Consider the following 17,171-nt stretch of genomic DNA (forward strand, 5'->3'; position numbering starts at 1 on the left):
AGCCTGTCGGGAGTGGCTGAAAAGACACGCCCGCTCCGAGATAGTCTCGGAGCGGGCGTATTTCTGTCTCGTGCTGATCGTCAGTTCAGTCTCAGATTTCTGTTGTATCGCTAGGGAGTCGGGCCCGCATTGTCCGCAGCGTTGATGATCTCGAAGGGGAGCCCGCAGGCTTCCGGCGAGTCGAGACGAGGTTCGTTGATCTCAGCGACCGACGGGGTGACGCCAAGCTGGCCGCCGCGCTTGTACTCGGACACCTCGAGGACAGCCATGATCTGCTCGGGAGTGAGGCCGGCGCGGTGCTGTTCGAGGACGAACTGGGTGTACGGCAGACACAGCCACTGCGTCACGGCGCTGGGAGCGGACGACTCTTCGAAGTCGTCGAACGCGTTGTCGAGACTGTTACCGAAGGCGGAGAGGATGAACCAGGTCACCGCCGCGAACAAGGCCAGAAGCACGGCGAGGGAGGCGGCGATCCACGCGGTCACGATCTGCGCGCGGCTGCTCTTCGGGCGGGCGATGGATACAAATTCGTTCGAGTCGAGTGTCATGGCTTCTTTCGTTTGAGAACAAGGACAAGTTGCGGTACGGGTTGTCGTCAGGCTCCGCCTCGAATCCGGGCGAAGCGGTGCCTCTCGTCCCAAGCGATGGCGGGTGCTTCACGGGCGACGAGACGGCACTCCGCGACCGTCCCGATACTGTCTGCCTTCACGTAGTCGAGCGACGAGGCCAGGAGGTCGAAACGCATTGGGTTCGTGAGCATTACCACAATATGGGCACGGTCACGCTCACGTCACCGGGGCGCGATCGCTCCGCGGCGACGTTCTTCAGTAGTCCATGTTCAGACTGCTGGTGCGCTGCTGTGGCTGTGGCTGTGGCTGTGGCTGTGGCTGTGACAGGCTGGAGAGTTTTGCCGCGATGTCGGTGCGTTGTGGCTCCATGAGCTCGTCCATGGACACACCGGCGGGACGGCCGAGCCGTTGGCCGGCCAGGTGGTACACCGAGCCGAGTTCACGTTCACCGAGCTGGATCACCTGGCGCACCGGGGGCTCACCGGGCGTATCCGACGCCCGCTCACGCCACACGAGCCGATACTTCGGTTTGGCGTTCGGATCGGTCTGTATATAGACCTTGTTGCAATCGGACAGGTCCGGGTAGGAGCTCATCTGGTCCAGCGGACGCACGGGGATCGTGCCGTCCCGGACGGCCTCGAGCGCACTGAGCGTGACCATCAGCAGCCGGCGCGCTTCCCCGGCGGGGTTGCGACCGGCCTCGGCCGCCAGGTCCTGCAGGTCACGTTCGAACGCTGGATGCAAAGCGAGCTGGTACGGCGCACCGGTCATTGTCGTCAGCCCCGATCGCCCTGAGAACGCCTGTTGGCCCACTGCTCTCCGAGCGGCCCTAGAGTGCGCGCGAAGGCATTGAGATCGGTGACGACCTCCGTGGTGTCTGCACTCTGCACTCGGTCATTGAGCTCGGAGTAGAAGGAGTCCTCGGAGTCGAGCGCGCGCTGGTCGTACTCGCGCAGTCGCTGGAGATCCTCGATCGTGACCAGCGCCGCCACCGGCCTGTCGTGTGCGCCGATGATCATCGGTTCGGGCAACCCCTTGGCGAAACGGGCGATCATCGGCAAGACCAGGCCAGGAGCTCGATCCAGCGGGATGAGGTCGAAAGGTTTGTCGACGCTCTCGTCGGGTCTGTCGATGTTGTTTGTGTCGGGCATGGCGGGTCTCTTTCGGTGTTGTGTCGCAACCTGTTGCTGAAGTCGTGAGTCGAATGAACGCCTTCCTCGGATATCAGCTGATTGGAAGATTAGACCAAGCGGTATCCGACCAATTCCATGTCGTCACCGGCCCTCGGGCCTTCCGGGTCGATGAGGGTTCCTGAAGCGACCAGGTCTGAGGCGGACTGGTCGTAGAGTCTGCCGGTCCCTTCCGACCGGTAGACCAGGACCAACCCAGCAATGCTGCGGAAATCGATTTCGGGCATCGCAGTCACTCTCTGTTGGTGGGCGGACGGTGTTGTGCGATGGGCACACCTCCGGGGGCGATCGCGATGATCGCCCCCGGAGTGCACCGGAGCGGATTCAGAACGGGGTGTCCTGCTCGCCGCCGGCAACAGACCCGACCGCGGCGGGGACGCGGACGTCGATCCCCACCTCGGCACCGAGAGCATTGATCTGATCCACCACATCGCCTTCGGCGACCTCGATGATCTGGACCGAGTGCTCGTCCGGGGCCGGAGGTGCGTCCTCGATTTCCCTGCGGCGCAGAGCTTCGACGACAGCCTCGTGGTCGGTCTCGATGCGAGGCTTGGCGGAGCCGACACCTGCGAGAATGACCTCGTCCATCTTGGCCCGGGTCAGAGCGACATAGAGCAGCCGCTTGTAGGACTCGTCCTTGCGGGAGTTCGACGTCTCGGGGGAGAGCACGACCACGACGTGGTCGAACTCCATGCCCTTGACGCCGTGGACCGTCGAGACCAGGAGCTTGGGATCTCGAGCAGCCATTTCCTCCTTGCGGATCGCGTTCTTCTGACCGGTGAGCGAGTTGCGGATGGCGTTGTTGCGGATCTCGCAATCCAGGATGGATTTGCGCAGATGCAGGAAGAAATCTGCATCGGTCATCATCCCGGAGGCGACCATGTGCAACCAGCTCTGGCACTGGCTGTTCGTCTGCTTCCACCAATCGACCAGGGCGTCGAGGAGAACCTTCTCGGCCACCTCGGTGTTGCGCGGCTCCAGGGAGCCGATCTGGTTGCGGATCTGCTGGTGGAACGTGAACGGTGCGACCGAGGGTTCCACGCACGTGATCTGGTCCCAATGCCGTGCGATGAAGGTGGAGAACGTCTTCATGCTGTAGGCACGGTCGCTGACGAGATTGTGCACCGCGTCCCCGGGGAACATCTCGGTCAGAGCCTCCTGCGCCATCTTGGCGTGACGCCGAGTCTGGCAGAGCACCACCGTGGTCTCGCGAGCTGCGAGGTTGGTGGTGAAGTATTCCTTGAGCGGCTCGCCCTTCAGATACTGCTTGAGGTTCTGATCGAACGCCCGTTGCGTTCCACAGGACTTGCTGATCAGACGCACCGAGTTGGTGAAACTGTCCACGGTGGACGCATCGACGGCGTTCGCCTGCAACTGGATCTGGGTGAACCGGTTGGCCTCGATCTCGCGCAAATGGATGTTGGCGAAGTCAAGGATCTCCTGTGCCGACCGGTAGTTCGTGGACAACTTGCAGACCGTGAAGACACCGGACGCCTCGAGCGCAGAGAGCGCCTTCGGATTGGCTGCCCGGAACTCGTAAAGAGTCTGGCTGGCGTCACCGACCATGTACAGCGCGCACTGGTGCTTGGCCGCGTACCGCATGGCGTAGACGAACTGGAATGCGCTGTTGTCCTGCACTTCGTCGATGATCAGGTAGGCCGGGCTGGTGCACGGCTCGACCAGCCTGTCGATCAGCAGGTAGGAGAGGATGATCTCGAGTTCCAGGGTGGTCTGACCGATGGCGTCGAGAATGGTCACGACCTCGCTGGTGTACCGCTCGATGAACGCGCTCATCGCGATGATGTCCGCGTTGGTCTCCTTGACGATCGAGTTGCCGACCAACCGATGGAACTCGCTGAGGACGGGGTCGGTGTGCACCTTGGCCCCGAAGTAGATTCCCAGCGAGTTCTGGATCGTCTCCATGGTGGAGAGCTCCTGGTTGGGGAAGTTGGTCGTGTAGATCTCGTGGATCATCCGGGCGATGGTCTTGGACTCGATACCCGGATTGCGATCGCGGATCTCGTCGGCCGCGGCGTTGGTGAACGAGAGCGTCAGGATCGAGCTGGGCGGGACGGAGCAGCCCAGGGTCAGCATCTTGATGCGCTCGGTGATCGTCCAGGTCTTGCCGGCACCTGCGCCGGCCACGACCATCACCAGCGGTTCGGTCGTCTCCACGGCCGCACGCTGCTGGATCGAGGCGTAGTCCGGGATGGTGTACCGGGCCGGATCGACAGGTCCGGGTACGGGCAGCAGATGCTTGACTGCGTTGAGTCGCTGCAGCTCGGCGTTCTGCTTGAGCTGCATATTTCGTGCGATCAGCGCGGTCGCGATCGGCCCGGAGTTGTCCAGCGCGAGCAGACCGTTGTAGATCGCGGTGTAGGCCTCGAGCGGGGTGGGGAAGTTGTCCAGGAACGCCAGCTGTCGGCCGGCAGAATCCATGTCGACGGCCTCGACCGCAGTGCCACGGGCGGTCGCCGTCCAGTGCACCGCAGCGTAGAGCCGGTGGATGTAGGTCAGGGTGGGTTCGACGACGAGCTCGGTCTGGAAAACCTCGGCCGCGTGGCACAGTCGGTCGTATACCGAGTAGTGGTCGAGCGACCACGCCAGGAACGCTTTGTTGTCGAACACCGGCATCGCACCGGAACGGTTACCACGCAGGTAGATCACGGTGGACTCGATCATTTCGGCCAGGGTCTCGGGCACGTTGAACGAGTAGTTGATCTGGACGAACGAATCGACACCGTCGAACTTCAGCGGGTCGAAGCGCACGACATCGGTGACCGCGGCGATCTCGGTGATCGACGGGGCCGTGACCGCAGCGCCGGCGGCATCGAGCAACACCGTGACGCCGTCGGCGTCGTAGAGCTCGTCGGTGTGTTGCTCGTCGGCGATCGCGTAGAGCTCCATGCGGTAGCGGATGTGCGTGGTCTTGGTCCAGACGTTCTTGCCAGTGCTGGCGTCCATGACACCGCGATCACGCAGCACCACGAGCTGCGGCTCCAGGTTGAGCCACAACCGGTAGCCGGGCACACCGCCACCGAGGGACGCGCTGACGTCGAACATGTCGTGCACGAGACGGACGTCGACCTTCTTGGCCTTCTTGACCTCCTCGAAGTGCGCGATCGAGGGCACACCGAACCGGTAGAGGTACGGGGAGGCCTCGAGCTCGGTGGCGGTCTGCCCGGCGCGGGCTCGCTCGACATCGGTCATGTAGACCTGCACGAGGGAGTTCTCGAAGTGCTGCTCGAGCAACGGCTGGGTGACGAGCGTCCGGACGGAGGTCTCTCCGTCGATCTGCTCCTTCGTCGGGGCGTCCACCTTCGGGATCGGGTCGTAGCTGAGATCGGGGTTCGCCGGGTGCACGCTGACGTCGATGCGACCGCGGTGCCCGCCGGTGCCGGTGATCTCGCGATGAAAGTCCTTGGCGGTGTACTTCGGTTCGGTGGAGTCGACATCCAGAAGGTCGTCGTCGATGATCAGCGGCTCGATCGGCATGGCCGGTCTCCTCTTTCACGTGGTCAGTGGTGGTGTCTGTGGTGGTTTCCAGCTCGGCTGCCGGCCGCACGATCCGGCCGGCACTTTGCCCGGCTGGTGAGCTGTGTCTGGTCCCCTCCGGTGCGCCCCATGGGCGCGCTCACTGCGCTCTCCGCTCGACGCGAGAAAGCCGACGGTCTCGACGGCAGAAGTGTCAGAACGGTTCAGAGGAGATCAGCGACAAGATGCGGTCCCCTTCGTCCTGTCCGGTGGGCAGCCAGTCGGCGAGCGCACGGGGCTCGGGATCGAACAGGGACAGAAGTCGGTCCTCTTCGTCCTGTCCGGTGGGCAGCCAGTCGGCCAGTGAAGCCGGATCCTCGAACGAAGGGTGATCGCGCTGATCTTCGTGGATGTTCACGGCCTGGCCGACGAGAAGGGTCAGGGCCTGTTCGAAGTCGAACAGGCCGCCGGTGTCGATTGCGTCGACGAGTGCCGCCATGGCGGATTCGCCTTTGTCGCGGTGGACGCTCTCGCAGGAGACGAGGGTGGTTGCGGCGGCTTCGGTGAGGTCCTTGGCGTAGTTGCTCGCGACCAGTTGCTGGAAGACCATGATGTTTCCTTTCAGATGCGCTCTGCGCGGTCCGGTGGTGGCGGACGTCAAATGGTGGTTGTGCGGCTAGAGCACGGATGCTGGGTGGTATTCAAATCGCCTACGGACGGTGAGCGATCCGCTGACGGACGATTTGTGGCAGTTGCGCGGATAGTGCGTGGAGAGAAGGTGTCCCGAATGCGCAACAGGGGCCTCGCGAATCGCAGAGGCCCCTGTTGTGTGGTTCGGTCATGCGACGGGGTCGAGCACGTCCTCGATCCAGTTGCGGATGGTCGTCTCGGCCGGACGCGCCCCCTGGGCGGGCACATAGCTGTTGTCGATGAACTCGGCGATCTGTTCATTGGTGAGCTCGTCGGGCAATGACGCCGCCAGGAACGGATTGGTGCGTTCGAGTTCGCCGCGCAGGCGCACGAACGTGGCGGCAAGCACTCTGCCGTAGACCTCGCGCGAGATGACGTCGAAGGCGACGATCCAGGCGAATCGACCCAGGAGTTCGGGCTCGAAGCCCGTGCCGCCGTGCGTGGTGGTCAGCGCCTTGGTGAGCTGCTCGCGGCTCATGGTGTGAGCCCCGGTCGCGGCGGGGGAGGACGAGGTGAAGCCGAGGGAGAGCCCACCTTTGGAGATGTTGTCGCGACCGGCGTTGGTGGTGGCGATGATGAGGGCCTTGCTGAAGTCGACCGTTTTCCCCGATGCCATCCGCACGGAGCCTTCCTGTAGCGCGGACAGGAAGATGCGCTGCACATCGCGGTGAGCCTTCTCGAACTCGTCGAGCACGATGACCTGACGCGGGTTGGCATCGAGGGGATCGAAGGGCATCTCCTTGTTCGAGTCCGACCCGGCGTAGCCGGCGGGAGACCCGAGCAACCGAGTGATCGAGATCGGCTCGGAGAACTCGGCCATGTTGAGAATGATCGGCTCGGTACCCATGATCGAGTGAGCGATCTGGCGGGCGATCTCGGTCTTGCCGACACCGGAAGCGCCGGCGAACATCCATCCCATCGGCCGACGTCGCGGGAAGATACCCCGAGCATCCCTGCGCAGCAGGGTGATCGCACGCTCGCACACCGGATCCTGGCCTTCGATTCGCGAGAGCGCCTCGGTCAGTGCCTGCTGATCGAAACCGCGGGGGACCGCGTCCGAGCCGTGCATGCTCTCCGCGGTCTCCTTGATCACCGCGCGGGTCAGCGGCAACGCGTCGCCCGGCGCCATCAACGCAGCGATGTCCGGCTTGTGCCGTTTGATGGTGAGCTTGGCCAGCGATCGATCCAGCAGGGTCAACGCGCTGTCCGGACGATGCAAAGTGACCAGATGCTCGTCCGCGAGGGTGATGACGTGATCGAGCATCGCCTCGTCAACCGACACGGCCTTCTTGTAGTGCGCCAGGAGGCTGGGAAGGACCCTGCTCAGAACCTGCCGCGTCTGGTCCTGGTTGAGTTCGGAGACCCCGATCCGGGTGAATCGACGGGAGAACGCCGGATCAGAGGCCAGCCGGCGACCTTCCTGGTCGGTGGTGGCTCCGATGACACGCAGGTCACCGCGCGCGAGAGCGGGCTTGAGTGACTGCGCGAGCTCTTCGTGGGCACTCGAGCCGTGACCGTCGGTGGGCACGAGCTGATGGATCTCGTCGATGAACAGGATGACCCCGTTCTTCGCCTCCTTGGCGAAAGCGATCAGTGCCTCGATCTTCTGCTCCATCATGCCGCGGTACATCGTCCCGGCGACCAGCGAAGACAGGTTCAGCTCGTAGATCGTCTTGTCGCGCAGGCGCGGCGGCACGGTCGGATCACCGGTCGCGATCCGACGGGCCAGCTCCTCGACGACACGGGTCTTGCCGACACCGGCCGGACCGAGCAGGATCGCGCTGGGCTTGTTCTTGCTGATCAGCGCGGCGGCCGTGCGGTCGATCACCTCGTCGCGAAATTCGGCGGGCAGCGCCGTCGCGAACTTGTCGTTGTAGTCGGTGAGCATCTCCTTGGCGACCTCGCTGGGGTCGTCCGGATCGGACACGCCCGGCAGCAAGCCGCCCATGATCGCACCGAGCGGACTCATCGAACCCGGTGAGCCCGCCGGCCCCGCACCGGAGCCGGGACCGTGACCGGCACCGGGGTCGGGGCCGGAACCGTTCTTGTCGTTGTCGGAAAAGTCGTGCATGTCCTTGGCGACAACCTGCGCTGCGCCGAGCTGGGCGGTGGTCCGGTGTGTCATGGGGAGGTGTCCTCTCGGAGGTAGGGCGTCCGGCGCGGAGAGCCGAGGTGGTGAAAGTGGGCTTGACAGATCGCGGAGGCGGGAGACGGTGTCGGGTCCCCGCCTCCGCTACCTGGTCATTTGGTGTCGAACGACGCCCCCGCGTAACCCATGCCGAGGATCTTGGCGTCGATGTTCGGGTCGAGCGGGCGCATGGAATTGATGAAGTGCGTGCAGTTGCGCTTCACCGAGGTCCAGTTGTCAGGATCGGAACGGTCGAACGCCGGGACGTAGACGATGTTGTCCGGGTGGGTGAACATGTGGGAGGAGTTCGCCATCCACCCGAAGTCGGTGGCGACGACGTTCAGCCGGCGACGACGATCGGCACTGGCCTGGACGAAGTCGTAGATCAGGGCAAAGTTGTTGCCGCCGCCGACCTTGGGTACCGACTCGATCAGCTTCCTCATCTGGCTGAGGGACTTGCCCTTGACCGGCAGCAGGATCTGCGGCGCCAGAAGGTGGCTGTGCGAGCTGAAATAGAAGTTCATATCGAACTTCTTCGCCATCATCATCAGGAACAGCGCACCGTCCATGTAGTCCTGGAGGCTCATCGATCCGGACGTATCCGGGTAGTAGTGGATGTCGGGCATGAACTCCCGGCGCAAGGTCGTCCCCGGAACGTCGGAATTGTCCGGCCGGCGACGGTTGGCCCGGGAGAAAGTCTTCTGCTTGTACAGCCTGACGTTCTCCGACCTGTTGACCCTGGCCATACGGTTGAGCTTGGCCCGCAGATCGGTCAGGATCTGATTCGGCGGAGGGGCGACATCGGAGAAGTCGCCGATCTCGGCCTCGCGCTTGGTCCTCTCCTCGAGCTGGTCGCGCGAGTTGACGGCCTTGCGTTCAGCGTTGCGCAGCCGGTTGCTGGCGGCACCGAGACGGGTGATCGACTTCATCGACATGATCTTCAGGCCGCCGGCGAGCTGGTTGGCGACCCACATCCACTGCTTCTTGACGTCGGCGGGCACGCGGCGGGCGTGCGCATCGAGGTTGACGAAGACGATCGTTTCCGGGCAGATCACTTCACTGAGATCGAATGGCAGCAGCGCGGCCTGCGCCGGGACGGCGGCGAGTTCGGCGCTGGTCTGCTCACCCTTGACGAAGGAGAACAGCGAGTGGACCACCAGACGAGCGAAGGAGTAGTCCTCCGTCGGAACGCCCGAATGTGGTCGCAGACGCAACGCTTCGGTGAGATCGTCGAGCTCGAGAGCGGCGCACTGGCGGCACTTGTCGAGGACGCCGTCGGAGATCTTGCCGCCGGCGTGCAGCGCCAGGGCCACCGACATGAGGTGTTCGCCGAAGCGGGTGAAGGTATCCGGACCGAGCATGGCGACACCGAGGGTCGACGGCCGGAACGCAGCAGCCAGGGAGACGAAGAACTGAGTCCAGGCGGTCTCTCCCTCGTCGTAGGCGGTCGGGGAGGCGCCGGAGCCGATCAGATTGAGCAGCTCCTTCGCCGACGGTGACACGGCGTTCTCCGCGGAATAGATCACCCTCCCGGGTGCGGGGGCCGGCAGACTCAACTGGCCGAGACCCTGGTTGAGGAACACCTGGCGGATGTACAGGTGAGAAGCACGCGAGATCGCCGGCGTGGTCTGTGCCAGCAGATCCAAGGCGGCCGCGTTGTTCTCGGGGGTGTCCCCGGGGGTGCTGTGGCTGGCGGGGTCGACGAGAATCGGAGTGGCCAGCACTCGTCCGAGATCGGCGGCCTCGAGCGGGGCGGAGGTCACCGAATCGATGGCGTGCGCCGGCATGCCGGGGACCAACGGCCGGAGCAGGTTCTCGCGCGCGAACGCCGTGAGCACCGTAGACGGGTCGTACTCGGCGCCGGGTTCGTCCGGGTCGGCAACCAAGGGCGGCGGGAAGTCGTGCGCACTGAGGCGATGAGGCGTTTGCCCCGAGATGATGATTGCCATGAATGGCCCTTTCTTGGTGTGCGAGAAGCGGTCCAGGTGGGGCGTCGGGTCACCTGGGGAGACACCGAATCCCCGGATCGCACATCGCGATCCGGGGCTCGAGCGCCGAGTCAGGCGGTGTCAGGCCGCGAGGAACTCGTGGATTGGGGTCAGCGAGACGACCAGCGGTGAGGTGGTCTTGTCCAGGAAGTAGCTGACCGAGGCCGGGTTGAGCGTTCCGGAGGTACCCCGGTTGAGCAGCACGCTGCGCTGGTCTTTCTTCAGGGCGACGAGAGTGCCGTGGTCGATGATGAGATCGAGAACCTGCTTGGTGAGCTTGTTCTCGTCCTTGGTGGTCAGGGCGAAGATGAGCACGTCGGCCTGCTTGTCGGGATCCAGCGACGCGATGATCGATTCGATCTGGCTCCGGGTCGTCGCCGCGCGCAGCCCGTCCCAGGCCGCGGGGCGGGAGATGGTGACCGCACCTGCGCCGGACATCGCCGCCGGCGCGAGCAGCGAGGCAAGCACCTTGGCGTGGACCTCCGCGGTGAACGCGGTGTTGCCGGTGTGGGCCAGCATGCCGAGCATCAGCTCGGTCGTGGTCTGCCCGTCGGGGCTGACCGCCTCATCCATCGCCAGCTCGGCCATCAGAGCGATGCCCAGTTCGTTCATCCAGAGATTGAGACCCTCGATGGTCCGCGGGGCGGTGTACTGGCTCATGTCCTGGCTGTCGTCCATCTGGCTCGCGAACTCGGCCATCTCGCGATCGGAGACCGCGGCGCTGCTGTGGTCGTCGTCGTCCTCGGCGGAAACGACGAGCATCCCGGTCGGTGTCGGGTTCTGCAGCACCCAGTCGGGGTGCTCGGTGAGCACCTCTCGAATGGCCGGCTGCAGATCCTCTCCGAGCAGGTCCAGGAGCACCTTGGCATCGGGGCGCACCGGGTACAGGGCGAAACGAGTCAGCGACGCTGTGTCGAGCATCGAGATGTTGCCCTTGTCGTTGCCGGTGACGATGAACCGGATGTTGTCGGCGAGCTTGAGGTTGCCGCAGCGACGCGACGTCAGCAGCGTCAGTGCCGCTGAGGTCACATCCGAGCTGGTGCGGTTGATCTCGTCGAGCAGGATGACGACCAGGGTGTCGGGATTCCCCAGGGCGTGATCGTTGGCTTCCTGGATGGTGTGGTGCGGGAAGAAGACCTGAATGAACCGGTTCGGGTTCGCCGGGTCCGGCACCGTGCGCACGCCCGTGAGATCGGCGGCGTCGGAGAGGGTGTTGACGTCGATGGAGAACACGGCGAAGTCACCGTTCTGGGCCAGCGCGTTGACGGCCATGGTCTTGCCGATCGCCGGAGGCCCGAGCAGGCAGGGCGCGACCCGCGCGTTGCGCAGGTCCGGACGCAGGTGACGCAGGATGAAGTCGTCGTTCAGGAGAAAGGTCATGTCTGTGGTCTCTTCCGGGTCGGTGTGGTGGTGCGGTGGGTTCTGTCTGCAGCAGCAGAGGTGTCGTTGGTCTCGTGGCGGACACCGCGCTCAGACACGCTCCGGGTGCACCTCCGGTGCGCCCGTCGTCCCCACTCGGTCGAGCGACTGGCCGCGAACGCGTGACCAACCACCCGCTCCTTCGCTCTAGGTGTGCAGATGGTCCAGTGCTTCGGCGCACCGTTTGAGCAGGTAGGACACGCCTGATCGGCGTTCGTCGTGCTTGGTTCGAGGCGGCAGCGTTTCGCGGGCCACGTGGTGAACCACGCGTAGCAACTGCTGTTCGTCCTGTTCGCGGGTCTGTGTCGCGGCGCTGGTGATCCGGTTGATCGTGGTCCGGACGTGAAGTTTGGATTGGGCCACCGCGGCGATACGGATCAGCCGGGACATCTCCCACCGGGAAGTGTCCCCGTGGAAGTCGCCGATCAGGTCCTTGCTGTCCTCATGATCGAGGTAGTCGACAACTGTGCGAGCGACCTCGGCTTCCATGCTGGTCAGATCGAGTTCGTCGCCCGAGAGCGCGAGCGCCTGGTCGAAATGCCCCGGTGCCTGGTCGCCGGTGGCTGTGCCACCTGGTGCGATCTCGACCAGTTGCCCGAACACTCCCTCCCAGGTCAACATCGCACCGTTGGGTTCGGCGGCGGCTGCGGCCAGACGCTGCGGCGGGATCTGATTGCGCGAAAAAGTGATCCAGTGATAGAGAAGAACCTCGTACCAGAGTTTCGGGTGCTGCAGCTTCGTCGCGTTCGACGCTCTCGGGAAGTACGCGAGATTCTCCGGCAGCGGAAGCAGCAGATGGTACCCGTGGCCCGAACTCGACAGCTCCGAGTACACCGCTCTCGGTCGGGGGGAGGCGGTGTTGCCGGTCGCAAGACGCAACAGCTGATCGGTGACCTCGGGGGGACAGTGCGGTTCGATGTCGAGAACCATCAACCCGGACGAGCGCCAGTCCAGGTGGGTGGCGACGTTGCGAGCGTCGGGGACTGCGGCGGTCAGCTCGTCGAGGGTCAGCAACTGAGTGTCCGCATCCGCGACTCGCGCGCCGTGGACTTCGTTGCATTCCGGTCGCCAGCAACGGGGGCACACCGGCGAGGTGTCGAGGGCCGAGACGATGTCGACCGGCACCTTGTCGAAGTCGGATACGGTCCAGAGCCGGTGCGGGGCAAGACTGGAGCGGATGTGGGCGTTGGTGTAGAACTCGGGGAACACCGAAGCAGGGTGTGGGTGCTGGTGTGCGCTCATGTGCGAAGCCGATCCTTCTACTCGGTGGTGACTGTGAACGAAAAGAACAGGGCCGCGGGCCCTCTTTCGAGGAGCTCGCGGCCCTGTTCCGATCAGGTCGTCGACCTATGTCCGACCGGATGTCATGCCGGCGGCTGGATGCCGGCGCCACCCCAGTTCGGGGCCGGAGCGCCGGCGAACGGGTCGTCGGGGTTACCCGCCACCTGAGCGGGAGCGGCGACACCCTGGGCCGCAGCTCCAGGTGCCACGGGAGCTGCGACCTGGTAGGCCGGTGCGACCGGAACGATCGGCTGCGCCGCAGCAGCGGGTGCTACAGCCTGCTGCACCGCCGGAGCCACAGCCTGGTGCGCAGCGGGTTGCGCCGGAGCGACCGGCTGAGCGGGTGCTACAGCCTGCTGCACCGGAGCGACCGGCTGAGTCGGTGCTACAGCCTGCTGTGCAGCGGGCTGCACCGGCGCGGCCGGCAGACCCGACTCGTCCGTACCGACGATCTCGTTCTGCGGCTCGTTCTCGATACCCTTGGTGGCGACGAGCGGCTCACTGACCGTGATGCCGAAGGAGCTGAGATCGAGATTGCGGGCACCAGCTCGCGGCGCATACGGAACCTCGGCGGTCGAGAGGATGATGGCTTCGAGGCCGAGACCGAGCTTGCGGTGAGGCCGGCCGGTCTTGGCGTCCTTGGACTGGAAGGTCTTGACCACGATCCGCACTACGGTCCCCTTGGCGATCTCGCCCTCGGGCTCGACGATCTGGCGGTGGGCGCCCGGGACCTCGGGATCCAACGCGAGCAGCGTCGGGAGGTTGCGGGTGACGTTCTTGGCCTCGTAACCGACGCCCTTCTCCGGATTCTTCTTGTGCGTGAAGAACAGGCTCTGGACGTACGCCTCCTCCCAGCTGAATTGCGCCGGGTCGGAGGGCACGATCTGGGGCTGCGACAGATTGATGAGAGTGTGCGGGGACTCGGTCGGGTACGCGCTCAGCGAGTTCTTGACTCGGCGCTCGAGCTCTGGGCCATCGATCAGGCTCGCGGTACGCGCGTACTCGATGGTGCCCTGAACGACGATGATCTGGTCCGGGCGAATGTTTTCCGCGGTGGGGACGGTCGGTGTGGTCATGTCGACTCTTTCGTGTTGGGTGTGGGTGTGGGTAGGTGTCTCGGGCCGATTGGGGGTACGAACCCGAGGTCCTCGTCACCGGTAGGTCTGTCGCGCTGTGGCGGAACAGGTGCCGACCGGCGCCGAGAGGTACGGCAGGGAATTTCTGCAATAGGGCGCCAAATGCGGCGACAAGCCGCTCGTTACAGGACGTTTCCTGTGTTGATGCTGTCGAGCATCAGCGACTGAAGTTCTTCGAGAACCATCGGGACGGTGTGTGTTTCATCGCGTGTGAGTCACCCTGGCGCAGTCCTGATTTCTCATCAGTCCCACGCCAGGGTGACACCACCCACCGGAGAGTTTTGCGCCCCATCGGGGCTCGCTGGTCTCCGCTTTCACAGACACACCGCAACCCTTCCTGCGGGCACCTCCGGCGCCCGCAGTGGCATCCGATGACCTCGACGGTCACCTGTACTCACCCGCGGTCGCTGTTCCGACGGTCCGATAAAGACGATCGACAGCATGACCCAGTCACGCTCGAATATGATCAGATAACGAAATCAGTTCTCGGTGGAGAAACAGTTTTCGGACTCGCAACCGTCCTGACCTGTACAAAGAGGCTCGCGCTCGCAACCTCTGTGTATTATTCCCAATTAAGTGAGAAACCAGGCATGGGGCGGTGCCGACGAGACCAGGCGGAGCACACAGATGGTGATCAAGCAATCGACGACGGTCTACAGCGACGTGACGGGCGAGGAGGTGGAGAACTCGTATCGGGTCGGTGTGGTGTTCGACAACGCGATCTGGGTGGTTGACGTCGATCGAGACAAGCTTGAGGAAGAACTGAAAGCGATCTCCGTCTTCGACGTGGTCAAGCGCGGTCGCAAGGTCAAGAAGGTCGGCCGCAACACGCACGGCTCATTGAACGCAGTGATGCACCACGAAGCGCGATTGTGGGCCAAGGCCAACGGTATCGATGTGGGGGATCGAGGAATGGTCAGCAAGGAGATACTCGCGAAGTACCACGAAGCCAAGGGCATCGGCCCAGTCAGCCTGCTCGACACCACACGGTGATCGAGACGTCCCTTTTACAGACAAGCCCCGCACCGGGATCCGGTGCGGGGCTTCGTTCATACGTACAGGCTCGCGCCGGCGCAGTTGACCTCGGCGACAGCTGAGGCGATGACCGGTTTGAGCTCGGACCGGGTGGCCTGCATCAGACGCTGTTGACTGGCCTGTTTGTCCGCGAGAGCTCCGGGCATGTACATGTCGATGGTGCCCTCGGTCAGAATCGTGTGCACGACAACAGGTCGGGTCTGCCCGAGCCGATTGAGCCGGGCCGGGGTCTGCCCGAAGTGTTCGTTCGAATCGGGCAGGGTCGTCCAGATCAGAGTGTGACCGCCGAACTGCAGATTCAGCCCGTGACCTGCGCTGGCCGGGTGGACGAGCATGATCGGAATCTCACCCCGATTCCACGCCTTCTTTGTGTCCGGCATCCCGTTGTACTCACGAGCGCCGGGATAACCGGCCTGACGCAGACGGTGCAGCAGAATCGTCTTCTCGAAATCGAACCTATACGCGATCAGGATCGACCCTTCGCCGCCGCTGGCGAAATGCTGATGGCAAATGTCGACCACCTTGTCGAATTTGCCGGAATGCAGAATCAGAACCGGCCGGGTGGTCATCACGGTCGCCGCGGCGTAACCATCGTCGTCCTTGTCGAGGTCCAGATAGACCGCGCCGGCCGCGAACTGGAGCAGTTTGTTGCGCAGCACGCCGCCGTTGGCGGCTTCGATCTGATGCGCGGAGGCGTCATCGAGGGTGACGGCGTCGTACGCGGTCTGCGCGCGAGTGCGATCCCCGGTGGACTCGACAGCTTGCCGCCGCGCCTCGGCCACCATCTCCTCCGTCTCCGTTTTGTCCAAGCCGGCCCCCCTCGCCTGCTCCCGGGCGGCGTTCTCGGCCTCGATGACCGCGCGCATGTCGGCGGTGGCCACCATGGTGTCGTCGAACGCTCGTCGACGGAGGTCGGAGAGCCCGGTCAGCAGGACGGACAGCAAGGCGTCCCGTCCGAATGCTTCGTACGCCCTCGACAGATCGTCGGTCATCGGCGCGAGGTGCGTGATCGGCGACGCGAAACCGATGAGGTTGAGCTCCGAATTCTCGGCAGAGACCGCGAGATGCGAGATTGCTCGATGCAACTGAGCTTCGTTCTGCGGACTGATTTCCCACCGCGTGACCTGATTCAGAACCGTCTGGTCAGGAATGAACCACGTCGTCAGATGATCGGTGTAACTGGTGCCGAGGGTCGATCCCTGGTCGAGAAGGAATATCTGGGGCCAGATTTCGTGGGCGCCTTCCGGAGTCGGAGTGCCGGAGAGCTCGATGACGCGCCGGACATACGGCCGCACCGCTGCCATCGCCTTCCAGCGATGGGACTGTGGGTTCTTGAACCCCTGGGCCTCGTCGATGATGACCGTGGGGAACGGCCATCGAGAGTAGTCGGCCTTGGCGACGTTGACCGCGACCCTGAACACCTGACCGGTGACCGCGGTGATCACGGTCGCCAGGTCGGTGCGCACCTGATCGCAGCGAAGCAGCTTCGCCTTCTTCGGGTCTCGGTGGGCCACGACCACCGTCGGAGCCGCCCCTGACGCGGTGCCCGGTTTGAGCTTGACCAGCCGGGCTTCGGCGAACGCAGACCCGATCTCTCGGTGCTCGTCCTCCAGAGCCCCGCGGTCACTCTCCGGGGCGTGATCGCGACGGTCACGACACAGTTCGGCGAAACCCTGTTCGATCTTGCCGAAGGAGTCCCGCAGAACGTCCAGATCGACAACACCGTCGTCGCGCCCGTGGCCGACCGGTCGCACCCGAGGCTCGCCGGCATAGATGATGCGTTTGACGAGATCGGTGAAGCGATCTGATCCGACGGTGTAGATGCCGGGTCTGTCGAGCGCCGTGTTGTCGACGAGAGCTTTGAACTCATCCGGTCTCAGATTGCGTTGTCCCTTGCTGAGGCGACCGTTCTTGCCACGCATCCCCGGAGGGGTGATGTTCAGCGAGGTCACCCGAAGCGGGATCTCCCAATCGAAGACCTCTTCGGGCCAGGTGCTCACCGCGATGTTGCGGGGTGCGACTACCAGGATGTGGCCGGGTTCGCGCAGGTAGGACAGCGCGGAGAGGGTGACCAGAGTCTTGCCGCTCGCCATGCCCATCCATACGGCCGAGGCCGGTCGGGTGAGGATGAAGTCGCGCACTCTCTTCTGGAACGGTTTGAGCTTGTCTTCGATGATCTGCATCCAGGCCGGCAGCGCCGGCTGGGGTGGGGCCGGTGTCCCGGCCATGGTGGTCAATGCGGCGGTCATCGTCACCTCCAG

At 64.2% G+C, this 17,171-nt stretch carries 13 protein-coding genes; 1 reads left to right on the plus strand and 12 read right to left on the minus strand.

All coding sequences use genetic code 11. The features are described 5' to 3' along the window. Positions 1–110: 110 nt before the first annotated feature. The 11 genes from CA951_RS03175 to CA951_RS03220 all read right to left on the minus strand — a co-directional run bounded on the left by CA951_RS03175 (position 111) and on the right by CA951_RS03220 (position 13,815). Complete coding sequence (locus CA951_RS03175) at positions 111–548, minus strand: hypothetical protein (RefSeq protein ID WP_087555484.1); 438 nt, start codon at positions 546–548, stop codon at positions 111–113. Positions 549–595: 47 nt separating this feature from the next. Next, positions 596–760, minus strand: a complete 165-nt coding sequence (locus CA951_RS43285) for a hypothetical protein (RefSeq protein WP_179220097.1) — start codon at positions 758–760, stop codon at positions 596–598. A gap of 64 nt (positions 761–824) precedes the next feature. Beyond that, a complete protein-coding gene (locus tag CA951_RS03180; RefSeq protein WP_087555485.1) occupies positions 825–1,340 on the minus strand; it encodes a hypothetical protein in 516 nt (171 codons plus the stop codon). 5 nt (positions 1,341–1,345) lie between these two features. After that, positions 1,346–1,720 carry a type II toxin-antitoxin system Phd/YefM family antitoxin gene (locus tag CA951_RS03185; protein ID WP_087555486.1) on the minus strand — a complete coding sequence of 125 codons (375 nt, stop codon included), beginning with the start codon at positions 1,718–1,720 and terminating at the stop codon, positions 1,346–1,348. Positions 1,721–2,083: 363 nt separating this feature from the next. Beyond that, complete coding sequence (locus CA951_RS03190; protein ID WP_087555487.1) at positions 2,084–5,254, minus strand: ATP-dependent helicase; 3,171 nt, start codon at positions 5,252–5,254, stop codon at positions 2,084–2,086. Positions 5,255–5,447: 193 nt separating this feature from the next. After that, a complete protein-coding gene (locus CA951_RS03195; protein WP_087555488.1) occupies positions 5,448–5,843 on the minus strand; it encodes a hypothetical protein in 396 nt (131 codons plus the stop codon). Between the two features lie 228 nt (positions 5,844–6,071). Then, positions 6,072–8,048 carry an AAA family ATPase gene (locus tag CA951_RS03200; protein ID WP_087555489.1) on the minus strand — a complete coding sequence of 659 codons (1,977 nt, stop codon included), beginning with the start codon at positions 8,046–8,048 and terminating at the stop codon, positions 6,072–6,074. A 116-nt stretch (positions 8,049–8,164) separates the two neighbouring features. Continuing rightward, positions 8,165–10,000 carry a hypothetical protein gene (locus CA951_RS03205; protein ID WP_143542996.1) on the minus strand — a complete coding sequence of 612 codons (1,836 nt, stop codon included), beginning with the start codon at positions 9,998–10,000 and terminating at the stop codon, positions 8,165–8,167. A 120-nt stretch (positions 10,001–10,120) separates the two neighbouring features. Next, positions 10,121–11,419: an AAA family ATPase gene (locus tag CA951_RS03210; RefSeq protein WP_087555491.1), complete on the minus strand. Its 1,299-nt coding sequence runs from the start codon at positions 11,417–11,419 to the stop codon at positions 10,121–10,123. A gap of 186 nt (positions 11,420–11,605) precedes the next feature. After that, positions 11,606–12,700 carry a hypothetical protein gene (locus CA951_RS03215; RefSeq protein ID WP_143542997.1) on the minus strand — a complete coding sequence of 365 codons (1,095 nt, stop codon included), beginning with the start codon at positions 12,698–12,700 and terminating at the stop codon, positions 11,606–11,608. Between the two features lie 122 nt (positions 12,701–12,822). Next, positions 12,823–13,815, minus strand: a complete 993-nt coding sequence (locus tag CA951_RS03220; protein ID WP_087555493.1) for a hypothetical protein — start codon at positions 13,813–13,815, stop codon at positions 12,823–12,825. A 690-nt stretch (positions 13,816–14,505) separates the two neighbouring features. Between CA951_RS03220 and CA951_RS03225 the strand changes: the two genes are divergently transcribed. Beyond that, a complete protein-coding gene (locus CA951_RS03225; protein ID WP_179220098.1) occupies positions 14,506–14,868 on the plus strand; it encodes a histone-like nucleoid-structuring protein Lsr2 in 363 nt (120 codons plus the stop codon). Between the two features lie 56 nt (positions 14,869–14,924). On the opposite strand, the gene CA951_RS03230 is transcribed toward CA951_RS03225, so the two are convergent. After that, positions 14,925–17,159, minus strand: coding sequence for an SNF2-related protein (locus CA951_RS03230; protein WP_087555495.1), 2,235 nt, complete (start codon positions 17,157–17,159; stop codon positions 14,925–14,927). Positions 17,160–17,171: the final 12 nt, after the last annotated feature.

The sequence above is a fragment of the Rhodococcus sp. NCIMB 12038 genome, from assembly GCF_002165735.1.
In the GTDB taxonomy this organism is placed as follows: Bacteria; Actinomycetota; Actinomycetes; order Mycobacteriales; family Mycobacteriaceae; genus Rhodococcus_F.